The organism is Fictibacillus sp. 26RED30, assembly GCF_015903845.1.
Taxonomy (GTDB): domain Bacteria; phylum Bacillota; class Bacilli; order Bacillales; family Fictibacillaceae; genus Fictibacillus; species Fictibacillus phosphorivorans.
On sequence record NZ_JACZDV010000001.1, the window covers coordinates 1249051 to 1261394 of the forward strand.

The 12344-nt window shown below is 34.8% G+C and carries 12 protein-coding genes; 10 read left to right on the forward strand and 2 right to left on the reverse strand.

Translation table 11 applies throughout. The features are described 5' to 3' along the window. Positions 1–140 precede the first annotated feature (140 nt). The 8 genes from kynA (at position 141) to IHV11_RS06435 (ending at position 8624) form a co-directional block, all read left to right on the forward strand. Positions 141–989, forward strand: a complete 849-nt coding sequence (kynA, locus tag IHV11_RS06400) for a tryptophan 2,3-dioxygenase (RefSeq protein ID WP_066395379.1) — start codon at positions 141–143, stop codon at positions 987–989. Between the two features lie 389 nt (positions 990–1378). Next, positions 1379–2269, forward strand: coding sequence for an alpha/beta fold hydrolase (locus IHV11_RS06405; RefSeq protein ID WP_197194032.1), 891 nt, complete (start codon positions 1379–1381; stop codon positions 2267–2269). 310 nt (positions 2270–2579) lie between these two features. Beyond that, positions 2580–3221: a CPBP family intramembrane glutamic endopeptidase gene (locus IHV11_RS06410; protein WP_197194033.1), complete on the forward strand. Its 642-nt coding sequence runs from the start codon at positions 2580–2582 to the stop codon at positions 3219–3221. Between the two features lie 50 nt (positions 3222–3271). Continuing rightward, a complete protein-coding gene (locus IHV11_RS06415; RefSeq protein WP_066395369.1) occupies positions 3272–3742 on the forward strand; it encodes a DinB family protein in 471 nt (156 codons plus the stop codon). A gap of 654 nt (positions 3743–4396) precedes the next feature. Further along, positions 4397–5179, forward strand: coding sequence for a nucleotidyltransferase domain-containing protein (locus tag IHV11_RS06420; protein WP_197194034.1), 783 nt, complete (start codon positions 4397–4399; stop codon positions 5177–5179). A gap of 100 nt (positions 5180–5279) precedes the next feature. After that, positions 5280–7235: an ATP-dependent nuclease gene (locus IHV11_RS06425; RefSeq protein WP_197194035.1), complete on the forward strand. Its 1956-nt coding sequence runs from the start codon at positions 5280–5282 to the stop codon at positions 7233–7235. 318 nt (positions 7236–7553) lie between these two features. Continuing rightward, on the forward strand, positions 7554–7949 hold the full coding sequence (locus IHV11_RS06430) for a GNAT family N-acetyltransferase (protein ID WP_197194036.1): 396 nt from the start codon (positions 7554–7556) through the stop codon (positions 7947–7949). Positions 7950–8276: 327 nt separating this feature from the next. Continuing rightward, a complete protein-coding gene (locus IHV11_RS06435) occupies positions 8277–8624 on the forward strand; it encodes a hypothetical protein (protein ID WP_197194037.1) in 348 nt (115 codons plus the stop codon). Between the two features lie 51 nt (positions 8625–8675). Here the strand turns inward: IHV11_RS06435 and IHV11_RS06440 are convergent, their stop codons facing one another. Both IHV11_RS06440 and IHV11_RS06445 read right to left on the reverse strand, forming a co-directional pair. Beyond that, a complete protein-coding gene (locus IHV11_RS06440) occupies positions 8676–9368 on the reverse strand; it encodes a CPBP family intramembrane glutamic endopeptidase (protein WP_231620201.1) in 693 nt (230 codons plus the stop codon). A gap of 220 nt (positions 9369–9588) precedes the next feature. After that, positions 9589–10545, reverse strand: coding sequence for a helix-turn-helix transcriptional regulator (locus IHV11_RS06445; protein WP_197194038.1), 957 nt, complete (start codon positions 10543–10545; stop codon positions 9589–9591). Between the two features lie 86 nt (positions 10546–10631). Between IHV11_RS06445 and IHV11_RS06450 the strand changes: the two genes are divergently transcribed. Next, positions 10632–11543, forward strand: coding sequence for an SDR family oxidoreductase (locus IHV11_RS06450; protein ID WP_197194039.1), 912 nt, complete (start codon positions 10632–10634; stop codon positions 11541–11543). A 157-nt stretch (positions 11544–11700) separates the two neighbouring features. Next, a complete protein-coding gene (locus IHV11_RS06455; RefSeq protein ID WP_370568632.1) occupies positions 11701–12249 on the forward strand; it encodes a GrpB family protein in 549 nt (182 codons plus the stop codon). The last annotated feature ends 95 nt before the right edge of the window (positions 12250–12344 follow it).

Consider the following 12344-nt stretch of genomic DNA (forward strand, 5'->3'; position numbering starts at 1 on the left):
TCAGTAACCTCCTTGTAAGAAAAACCCGGAATTCGTTCCGGGTTTTATTTTTTTGTCTAAATATGATCCGTTCCTTCCACAAGAATCATGTATAATGAAAGCGGTGACATACTAGTAATTTGTCGGGGGAGTGGATTTCAATGACAGAGCAGAAAAAATTGGACAGCAAAGAAACAGAAAAGGGACTTCACACGGACTTTATCAATTCAATGACCTATGGCGAGTACCTGAACCTAGATAAGATCTTGTCAGGTCAGAAAAGGCTATCCGGTCATCATGATGAAATGTTGTTTATTATTATCCACCAAGTGTCAGAGCTTTGGATGAAGCTCATTCTTCACGAAACGCGTTCAGCGATTTCTTCCATTGAAGATGGAAACCTTCATTCAGCGTTTAAAATGCTTGCGCGAGTTTCTAAGATTCAGTCCCAGATCATCGAATCATGGGATGTACTTTCAACTCTGACGCCAGCAGAATATATGGAGTTTCGCGATAAGCTTGGACAAGCATCAGGCTTTCAATCGTATCAATATCGCATGATTGAATTTGCACTCGGTTATAAGACACCGCACATTTTGGAAATCTACAAAAAAGACGCTGACCTTCACGAACAGCTAACAGCTGCACTTCACACACCAAGTTTGTACGACGTTTCCATTCAGGCACTCGCGAAAGCCGGACTACACATCGACGACGAAGTACTGAACCGTGATGTGACGAAGCGTTATGAATATAACGCATCGGTAGAAGCAGCTTGGCTAGAAGTGTACCGAAATGTTGAGAAGTATTGGGATCTGTATGAATTAGCTGAAAAGCTTGTAGATATTGAAGATTGGTTGCAGCAGTGGCGTTTCCGACATATGAAGACCGTAGAACGCATCATAGGCTTTAAAGTAGGAACAGGGGGATCTTCAGGCGTGAACTATCTTAAGAAAGTATTAGATCAACGCTTCTTCCCAGAGCTTTGGGATCTTCGTACGAGTATTTAACCATTTTCGAAAAAAGCGTGCTGTTTACACAGTACGCTTTTTTTCTTTACTAGTATTTTTCTTTTTAAATATCTTTTCAATAACATAAAAAATTCCACCACAAACCACGCCTATAACAAGTGGTTTCAAGATAAAACTTTGCTCAGTCCAGAACCAATTTATTAGAAATACGATTACGAAAGTTAGTAATGAGAGCATCACCAATTTTATAACAATTCCCCTCCGTTCCTTTTTGTATAAACCTTTAACATAAAATGTAATAAAAAATTACATAAAAAGACACAATAATGGATTAAACTTACAAAACGCAATGTTAAACTTAAGACATAGAAGACTACGTTCTCTTATTTTCAAACTTCTAAAATAGCTCATGATAAGGGAGATTCTCTATGAATGAAAACATCATGGTTTTATCTGACGGAAGACAATTAGGATATTCCCTATATGGAGACCTAAAAGGTATTCCATTATTCTTATTTCATGGAACGCCAGGGTCAAGAGTGTGGTTTACAGAAGATGATTCAATCGCTAAAGAATTAGGAATTTTTTTGATTGCTACTGATCGTCCTGGGTACGGTCTTTCAGATAAGAAACATCATTTTAAACTACTTGATTATGCTCAAGATATGGAAGAACTAGCAAAGCATTTAGAGTTAGAAAATTTCTCCGTATTAGGTGTTTCAGGAGGCGGAGCATTTGCTGCAGCTGTTACGTATGCACTTCCCAACCAAGTTGAGGTGTGTATGTTGGTTGGTACGGCAACACCATTTGAAAATGGAAAACCTCCAACAACGATGTCAAAAGAGAATCGAATCGGTTTTTATATGACGAAGTACTGTCCGTGGTTACTTAAGCAATTAGAAAAATCAAAGAAAAAATTGATCGATCAGAAGCCAGAGTTGTACATAAAAAATTTGAGAAAAGGTGGTTCTTATCTCTCAGATTGGGATAACAATATGCTTCAAAGGGATGAAGTTCTTGAAAATGGAGTGCTCCATTCTAAGGAAGCTTACCGACAAGGAGTAGATGGAGTAATCGATGAGAGCAAATTATTAACGAAAGACTGGGGTTTTAAAGTAGAGAAGTTAACTACTCCAGTAATCGTTTGGCATGGAGAGAAAGATACATTTTCATCTTTCATTGAGGTGAGAAACTTGGCTAACAAAATTCCTCAAGTAGAAACCCATTATCTAGAAGAGGCTGGACATTTTTTAACTGAAAGTGACGAAGTTTGGAAGTCCATTTTAACTAGCTTTAAAGAATCCGTTTTTAAGTCCTAACAGGCTTCAACGATAGACATGAGTAGATTGGGGGAAACAACTTGAAAAAGCAGATAGTAGCGGCCATTTTTGGAGGATGTATAGGTGCCATTCTAGGAGTTATTGCTTATAACAATAACTGGCTAGGTTAACGTAGATTCCTATATTGAAGTTATCTTTAAGAACCGACCATGGAAGTGATATGGAAGGTTAATCGTTCACAATGAATGTTAACTATGTTACGCTCGTATTATCAAATTTTTTCCATTTATGCAATCCGTTTTAAAGGATAGTTTGTATATAAAGGAAGAAGGGATAGGAGAGCAAAAATTTGAATTTAAAGAGAAGTATGGTTGTTGTGGGATTAATCCTAATGACGATTGTTTCATTTTCTAATCTTGTTGGGGTTAGTATTGCAGGGTTATCAGTAATTGTGGGTATTACGTTTTTCTTTATCCATAGAAAATTGGGTAAGAGAGATTCTGATGGGTTAGACATTAAAGCGATACGTACATATGTAAAACAGAAAGCAATATGGTTTTGGATTGCTTTACCTTTAGTGATGAACATCATTTGCTTTACTTTAGCAGCGCTTTTCCTACCAGAATTCATTGACCATATTCATAGTAGAACAGAGTTTGTAATCTCATTTGATAAACTATTGTTACTCGTCTTACAACTTGCTGTTTTAGCATTAGGGGAAGAAATTGCGTGGCGTGCGTTTTTCCAAAATCAATTAAGTAAGTATATACCTATCATTCCCACGATCATTTTGACTTCAATCATATTCTCGTTCGGCCATTTCGCAGTTGGTAGTGCTGTTGTGGTCAGTTATGATATTTTCTTCATTTTCATCAACAGTGTCATTTATGGCATTATTTTTCATAAAACGAACAATGCTTGGATAAGTACGATCTCACATTTTATAGCAAATGTGTTTAGTGTTATACTCATATCTTTTTTTATATTTTAGAAAGATAAACGTTTATAATTGTTATACCACTGTACATAGGAGGAACTTTAATGAATTCTATCAATCTGCTTATCTTAAATTTGAATGAAGTAAGAAGAAGGAGTATTAAAGTTTGGACATCTATTCCTCAAGAAAAGCTTCATTGGAGACCCGACTCTGAAGCAATGAGTTGTTTAGAAATGATACGCCATGTCTTAGAAAGTGAGCATTATTATCACTTGGCCATTAAGAATAGAGGTAGTTTAGAAAGCTTTGAATCTCCCTTTGAAAACAAACCATATACCACTGTGAAAAACGAATTGATATTTGCCGAACCATACCGAAATGATTTTATACATACCGTACAATCATTTTCTGAAGAAGATTTATCAGAGATAAAAATCGATCGTTCAGAATCAGGCTATATTCGAGATCTCGGAGATATGCTGCTAAGGATCGCTTATCATGAGTCTGTTCATACTGGGCAATTATTGGATTACTTAAGGTCAGCAAATGTCCCTCGAATAAGAGTATGGGATTAAAGATAGAGGGATAAAGAGTAACGAATTCTCTTTTGAGGGAGAAAATAAGAAAAAACAATTCAATTCGCATAGTAATTAGCACTTTAAATCGCAACTTAATTCGTTGCGATTTTTTCTTGATATATAAGGGTTTTGATAAAAAACCGCTTTTCTCACCTAATTAGCCCCCAATTCGCACGTATTTTAGCAATAGTGCAATAACTATTGTCACTTTGGTATGGAAATTCACTTGTCATTTGACTTGCCATTTTTAGCGGAAAAGGATTAAAAGACGGTAAAATCGAATATATCATTATGTTAAGAATGTGCTGCGTGGAATAAATACGAGTGGATAAAGGTAAGAAAATGACATATGTAGTAGGAGAAGTATGAATATGAGCAAAGGCAGATACAGGAGATCTATTAGAGGGTTGTTAAGGGAAATTACAAGTGAATTATTATTTGAATTGCTATGGAATATCTTAACTTTTATTCCAAGAATGATGTTCCGCTTAATAAAAAGCATTTTTAACCACTATTAAACAATCGGGATAGATTGTGGAATAAGTGATTGCTTAAATTAAATAAATTTGAAACAATTAACAGTAGTTTAAATATGGAATTCGAGAAAAAAATTAACATATATTACAGCGCTATGAGGATTGAGGGATACCATTGAAAGATATAATTCTAGAATCTTTGAAAAAAATTGAGGAAGATTACAACGTCAAGATTCTCTATGCATGTGAATCAGGAAGCAGGGCATGGAAGTTCCCATCAAAAGACAGTGATTATGACGTACGGTTTATTTATGTTCATAAGAAAGATGATTATTTAACTATTGATCCAATCGGAATAGGAACAAAAAGAGATGTCATTGAACTTCCAATTAACCACTTGCTTGATATTACCGGTTGGGAATTGACGAAAGCTTTAAAATTATTTAGAAAGTCCAATCCCCCATTAATGGAGTGGCTACATTCATCAATAGTATACTATCAGGCTTTTTCAACCATTGATCAAATGAAGATAATTAGCAATGATGTTTTTGCTACCCATTCATGTATTCATCACTATCTAAATATGGCGGGAAATAATTTTCGTGAATTCTTACAGGGTGAAGAAGTTAAAATTAAAAAATATTTCTATGTTCTTAGACCTGTATTAGCTGCAAGGTGGATAGCAACTTTTAATGAATTTCCACCATTAGAATTTTCAACCTTACTGGAAATTGTTCCAGAGGGGAATTTAAAGAATGAAATTAAGACTCTATTAAATAGGAAAGTGAATGGTGAGGAATTAAACTTAGAACCTAGAATAGATGAGATTAACAATTTTTTAAATAATGAAATCAACAATCTTCGTGAATTTACTAAAACCTTGAAAATTGATACTTTAAACCTTACACCTCAGCTAGATTTACTTTTTAGAAAAACACTGGAAGAGGTTTGGAACTAAATAGTCTTCTTTCGATTAAACATATATTAAATATTAAAGAAAGCGTTAATGTTTGATAATAAAAGGATAGCTTATAAAAATGATAAATGGGGGAATTGGAATGAAGCTTAGTAAGGTGGAGCTGAAAAATTACAAATCCATAAAACACATCAATCTTGATGTTACTGAATTAACAGCAATTGTAGGAAAAAATAATTATGGTAAATCTGCTATTTTAGATAGTATTCAATGTTTCTATGGTGAAAAGAGTATTGGTATAGATAATTATCATATGGGTAAAGACGATGACATAGAAATTATTCTAACATTTAATGAAATAACGGAATCTGATATTGAGAGATTTTTTAATTATACCTCCATGAGAAATAAAACACAGTTAAAGATAAAAGGATTGGCTGGTGATCACACAAAGATAGAGAAAGAATTAAAAAAGCTTGAGCAAGCCAGAGAGAAAAAATTTAAAGAGACGATTGAGAAATTACAACTCAGTTATCCAGATCAACATGATTTCACAATTCATTTTAGTAGTCCAAAGAACGGCAATAGCGTATATAAAATTAACCATACCCATGTAATAGTAAAAGGAGATTTGTTTAAATTTATTCCTCCGATAAAAGTTATTTCTGCAATTAGGACACCTGATAAGGAAACAACGGCTGGAACAAAATCAAATATGAAAGAATTAATTTCTTTGCTACAAGACGGCAGTGATTCAGAGGACTTTATTGTACTGCCTCAGATTGAAAAAAAATTATCATATGAGGAGATTAAGTCCCTAATATCGGAAAAAGAAGAAGTAAAGTGTGAATTCTTATCAGAAGACATTACAAAAAATTTTCAACAAGCGATTAATACAGAATCTTTATCAGTAAAAGTAAAGATTGATAACACCTTTAAATTCGATTTTAAGTATAAGACGGTATTAATTGATAAAGAGCTCCCAGAAAGAGAAATTGATATTTTATCTTGTGGAACAGGGCTGCAAAGTATGATGATCCTATCTATTCTACAAACGTATATTAAAATTAATAGCCATAGTGACTTTATACTATTAATAGAAGAGCCTGAAGTTTATTTACACCCTTCTTTACAGAGAAAAATGATTAATACCCTGACTGAAATCAGTGAAAACAACCAGGTATTGTTAACTACTCACTCCCCTATTATTGTAAGTAAAATAAATAAAGAAAGTGTACATTGTGTTAGTAAAGATATAGGTGTTAGTCAACTAGTAAATGCTACTGCAGATATTTTGATTGATGAATTAGGTATACAGACATCCGATATTTTGAATAAGAATGCTGTAATATTTGTTGAAGGCAAAGACGATTATATATTTTTTAAAGGATTAATTAATAAAATCGCAATTGTTAAAGGATTTAGTGAAAACTTTAGTGAAAAGGAAATTGACATTATTCAAACAGACGGTTTCGATAAAATGAGTTTTTACGCTAATGCCAAAATCCTTCATAAAGATTCTGTTAAAACTCCATTCTGGGTTATTACCGATTCAGACGGAGAAAACGTAGAGGATAGAACAAAGCTTCTTATGGAAAGTGGATTATCCAATGGGTTAAATATAGATGAGAAACAGTTTAAAATCCTTAAAGAATACGCAATTGAATCTTATTTCTTACACCCTTCATTATTACATAGTGTATTTCCAGATCTAAATGAAGAAGATTTACTAGAATTATGTGAGGTGTATTTTATAAAGTACACAGAAGAAATCCACAAACTTAAAAATAATCAAACTTCTAAATCAAATTTCAGAAAAAATTACAAACCTAAAATAATGTTTTCAAACCTGGGTAAACCTGAGCATGCTATTGAACATATAATAAAAACTTCTTTTACGAATCAAGATAACTTTAAAACGACTAGGCTAAAGCTTATAGAAATGTGGGAACAAAAAGAAGAGCCTATATCTTATGTATTAGAGAAATGTTCTATTGAGTTTCTTAAGGAAACACGGATGAAGGAAGTCATCCTTGTTTTAGAAGAGATTGTTGATTGTATAGCTATTGAGTGTGGATATTTGCAGGTGAGTAAATAATATTTATATAACAGAACGGGATCTTACTGGTCCCAACCAGCCTGAAACATGTTTATACAAGTAGGAGGTGAACAGTTTTATTGACGGGATCAGTCCCACGGGTGCTACGTTATACCCCGACTACCGCTATCATAAAACCAAATAAAAAAAGGTCAACCAGAAATTCTAGCTAACCTTATATTACGATCGGGTGCATTTCTTCATGAAAGAGAAGTGAACTTCTTTATTAAACTTAGTGAACAAACGTGCAGGATTGTTGATAAAAACAATTATATATAGTAGGTATAATACTAGGAAAGTAGAATAGAGGTTATTTAAATGAAAGTTGAAGTAATCAGTTTTTCGGAAAAACCAATAAAAGCTACTGAGCTTATTACGCTATATAGTAATGCTGGTTGGTGGGAAGAAAGAAATGAAGAAGATATTGAAATAATGTTAAAACAAGTAATCTCAGTTGGTGCTTGGAGAAATAACATTCTCATAGGCTTTGCAAGAGCTGTATCAGATGATAAATTTAGAGCTTACATAGAAGATGTTGTGATACATAAGGATTATCAAAAATCAGGGATTGGAACAAAACTTGTATCAAAGTTGTTAAAGGAACTTTCACACATTGACGTTATTAGCTTGTTTTGTGAAGAAAATTTAATTCCGTTTTACGAAAAGAATAACTTCAAATATAGTAAATCTCAATTAGTGATGCACAAGAAATAAAAATGTAGGGTCATCAACAAATCGGGTGCATCTCTTTAGTAAGGAGATGTGCCTTTTTAATGAACTATAAAACGTTAATATTGAAAAAAGCTAAATGACCAGACAAAACCTGGTCTTTTTTTATGCTATTTATTTCATCTGCAAATGGGCTTACGAAGTACGATTTTCACCTCAAAAAGAGAACCTTACAAGTAAAGAGGATGTATTTTTTTTTTCGTTTTATTGATGTATCAATAAAACAACCAATTATTTAAACACATGAACCAAAACGCCGCAAAAAGTATATGATGGATAATCTCTCTAGAACCTGAAGAAAGAGGTGCATGTTTGAAGATATACTTTTGGTTTTTCTTGTTGATTTCCACCTATAATTTTCTGTGGATTGATATGAGCAATTTCCGTGAGTTAATGAATCTGATCATAACTGTGATAGGTCTTTTAGGTATCTACGGATATGTTTACAAAAAAGAAATCTTTCGAAAGAGCTTTTGGAGAATTTTCTTTGTATTTGACCTTCTCTACACGATGGGCTTCATGTTATTGGTTTCGAAAGAGAAATACATGCGAATTCATTCAAATGATGAATTCATATTTGCTTCATTAGTGGTTTTGATCTTTCTCTTCGTCTATTTCAGAACCCTCTATAAATATGCATTTAATGAAACAAGTAGATAGCTTATGAGAAGAGTGCCGCAAGCTGGGTACTCTTTATAAAATTTTTGAGAATTACAAAATCCAACCGTTAAGAACCATCCCTATGTTTATGACAAAATGAAACAGGATCGCGGGATAGATACTCTTTGTCTTTAACACCACCAAAGCATAAAATAGCCCTCCAAATGAAAAGGATAGACTCATTAGAATAGGAATGCCGATGGATAGGTGTAACAGCCCAAACCCGATGCTAGTAACGAGAACGGCATAAAAGGTTGAAACGTACTTTTTTAAAGATGATAACAATAGCCCTCTCCAAAGTAATTCCTCCAAAACAGCATTAATCAGAGAAAAGACCAGTGCAAAGATAAGAAGAGATTGCGAAAAACTTGTACTCTCCATAAAAAGGAGGGGTAAGAATATGGTCAAGGATCCTAATAAACCAAACCCTAAAAAGGTTAAAGTCTTAATGGTATGATTAGGAAATTCGATTCGATTATTCCCGTGTGGCATCACGGTATAAAGATTTACACCTTGTTTATTCCTTCTAATAGAGATAACGGTTCCTAGTATTAGAACGAATAAGAGGCTCCGATTTAGCACAATCTTTGCTTCTTTAGAAATCCCCAACTGAGCGATTACGTCATTTCCTAAAATGAATAATACAAACCCAGACAAAAAGAAGACGAAGAGGGATAAGGTCGGTCGATACTTAAAGTTGATTCTATAGATTAAACACAATGATAAAACTGAAAGGATTCCCAAACTGAACATCCTGTACGAAAAAAAGATAATGCCTAGAAAAAATAAGCATGTTAAAGAAATGAGTGCATAATTAATTTTCACGAGTTGTATAACGAATCTCTCCTTTATCAATACAAACAAGATCTCCAAGTACATATATTTCTACATTTTTCGTCGAAAAACCTTCCTAAATTTAACAATTCAATTTCTTATTTGGAAGAGATACCTATTTACGGAGAGACTAATTATAAAGCGATAGTACAGACTCTCCGATTACTTTTACCGATTCTATCAATGAGGAGGGAGAAATAATTTTCATCTGATCACCAAAACCAATGATATAAGATGCAGCTTCGTGCTTTGTATCAAAGGTCAGTTTTACGGGAAACCATCCGTTTTCATTCGGTGAATCCATACTCACAACTTGTGCAAAGCGACCGCTAAAGGATAAGCGTTCTATAATTGATGGAGATGCTTCAACTTCAACTTCGAAAACAGGTAAATTTCGAACAAAATTCTGTTTCGATTCAGCCCAGAAATCAGCAAGTTGAAAATCAGCTGGTCTGATGAATGTTTCATTTAACAACTCTACAGACTTTATTCTTGATACTCTAAAATTCTTGATCTCTTGATTCGATACCGAAATCAGGTACCATGTACGTCCTTTTGCGACGAGCCCTAATGGTTCTAAGATTCTCTCTGATGAATCCTTGTTTGCTTTTTCGTAAGCAATACGTATTTTACGATCTTCCCATAGTGCTTGCTGTAGCTGATTAAGTGCAATCGATTCGTGTTTGGATTGTTTCCAAGGATCTATATCAATATGGATTCTGTTCCATAAGTTATCCGCTTGTGATTGTAGTGTGTTTGGAAGAGCGGCTAACAGCTTTTGCCGTGCTTCTTTCCAGTCTTTTGTATAGCCAAGATCACTTAGAAGCTGAAAAGAAGGGGAAAGAAACAACGTTTTTAATTCGCTGTCTTTCAATCCAGTTAAGCGTGTTCTGTACTGATCCACAAGCCGCCATCCACCGTGTTTGCCTCGATCGGCTAGTACAGGAATTCCTGCAACACTTAACGCTTCCATGTCACGGTGAATCGTTCGCTCTGTTACTTCTAATTCGCTGGCTAATGCCTTTGTTGTCATCTTTCCATGATTCTGAAGCAGCAATAAGATGCTGATCAAACGGTCTGCTCTCATATATTTACTCCTGTATTTTTAATATGACATTGGATGTCAACTTTAAAGGTTAAACTAAAGATAGATCAAAAAGGGAGTGAATACAAATGAAACCTTTAGAAGGAAAAATTGCACTAGTAGCTGGAGGAACACGAGGAGCAGGACGCGGGATTGCGATGGAGTTGGGAGCTACAGGAGCGACAGTCTATATCACGGGCAGAACGACACGTAAGGAAGTTTCAGAATACAACCGTCCAGAAACCATTGAAGAAACGGCAGAATTGGTAAATGAATTAGGTGGCATTGGGATCCCGGTTCAAGTGGATCATCTTGTTGCAGAACAGGTTGAAGCGTTAGTAAAACGTATTGAAAAGGAACAAGGTAGATTAGATATTCTAGTGAACGATATTTGGGGTGGAGAAAATTTAATTGAATGGAGTACACCTGTTTGGCAGCATTCCCTTGAAAAAGGATTACGCATGCTACGACTCGCTGTAGATACTCATCTCATAACTAGTCATTACGCGCTTCCCTTGTTGATTAAGAACGAAGGGGGACTTGTGATCGAAATGACAGATGGGACTAAAGAATACAATGAGAATAATTACAGAGTGTCCATGTTTTACGATTTAGCAAAAACGTCAGTTAACCGAATGGCAAAAGCGCTGTCACACGAACTGTCACCGTATAAGTGTACAGCGATTTCTGTGTCACCTGGCTGGATGCGTTCAGAAATCATGCTTGAAGTATTTGGGGTGACAGAAGAAAATTGGCAAGATGGAATTAAAAAAGATGCGCATTTTGCCATATCTGAAACACCTCGTTATGTTGGACGAGCCGTAGCTGCATTAGCGATGGATGAGAACCGCCATGAACTAAATGGACAATCATTCTCTAGCGGAGACCTCGCTAAGAAATATGACTTTTATGATTTAGATGGCTCACAGCCTGATTGTTTTCGATATTTGGTAGAAGTCGTCGAGGCAGGAAAGCCAGCTAATGTTGAGGGGTATAAGTAAAAGACAGTGAGCTTTTCTTACTGTAGATGAACTGAGCATTATTTAGCAAACTGCATAGATATATGTGCGTTAATTCGAGAAGGATTAACGCTTTTTTATATGGAACTTATTATAAAAAGAAGCACTATTGTAAAGGCATATAAGAGGTGGTTTGAATATGGGTAATGATAATGAAAACATTCCAGTGTGGGCTTATGAAAAAATTGAGGTAAAAAAACCAGATTCTAACTGGAAGGAAAAAGGTATTCGGGAGAGAGAAGACCTTGCCAATCTACTTTCAGCATTTGGTGTTAACCAGGTCGAACATATTGGAAGTACATCTATACTTAACTTGCCAGCAAAACCAATTATCGATCTAATGGCTACGATCCCTTCATTGGAGTTTATCAATAGAATTGCGGAAAAGCTAAACGCACACGATTGGCATTATGTACCTCCAGAATTAGACAAGCAGCCTTGGCGAAGATTCTTTGTGAAGGTGGAACACGACAAACGAGTAGCACATTTACATCTAATGTTAGAAGGAGAAGAACGATGGGATCAATTACTTACATTCAGAGATAAGTTAAGAGCTAATCCACACCTTGTAAATGAATACGCAGTTTTAAAAAGTCACTTAGCACAAGACTATAATAATGACCGTGAAAGATATACAGAAGGAAAAACAGAATTTATTAACAAGGTCTTAAACAACTATTTATCCTAACCGTTATATAGAGGGCGTTCATCCAAAGTGGATTAACGCCTTTTTTTGCATTTATATAGCATGATCGAATAGGCACTGTGATAGGTGTACAAGCA

Excerpts from the sequence above, each read along its gene's own strand:
- kynA (WP_066395379.1), top strand. The coding sequence starts at position 141 with ATGACAGAGCAGAAAAAATTGGACAGCAAAGAAACAGAAAAGGGACTT.
- IHV11_RS06405 (WP_197194032.1), top strand. The coding sequence starts at position 1,379 with ATGAATGAAAACATCATGGTTTTATCTGACGGAAGACAATTAGGATAT.
- IHV11_RS06415 (WP_066395369.1), top strand. The coding sequence starts at position 3,272 with ATGAATTCTATCAATCTGCTTATCTTAAATTTGAATGAAGTAAGAAGA.
- IHV11_RS06425 (WP_197194035.1), top strand. The coding sequence starts at position 5,280 with ATGAAGCTTAGTAAGGTGGAGCTGAAAAATTACAAATCCATAAAACAC.
- IHV11_RS06430 (WP_197194036.1), top strand. The coding sequence starts at position 7,554 with ATGAAAGTTGAAGTAATCAGTTTTTCGGAAAAACCAATAAAAGCTACT.
- IHV11_RS06445 (WP_197194038.1), bottom strand. The coding sequence starts at position 10,545 with ATGAGAGCAGACCGTTTGATCAGCATCTTATTGCTGCTTCAGAATCAT.
- IHV11_RS06450 (WP_197194039.1), top strand. The coding sequence starts at position 10,632 with ATGAAACCTTTAGAAGGAAAAATTGCACTAGTAGCTGGAGGAACACGA.
- IHV11_RS06455 (WP_370568632.1), top strand. The coding sequence starts at position 11,701 with ATGGGTAATGATAATGAAAACATTCCAGTGTGGGCTTATGAAAAAATT.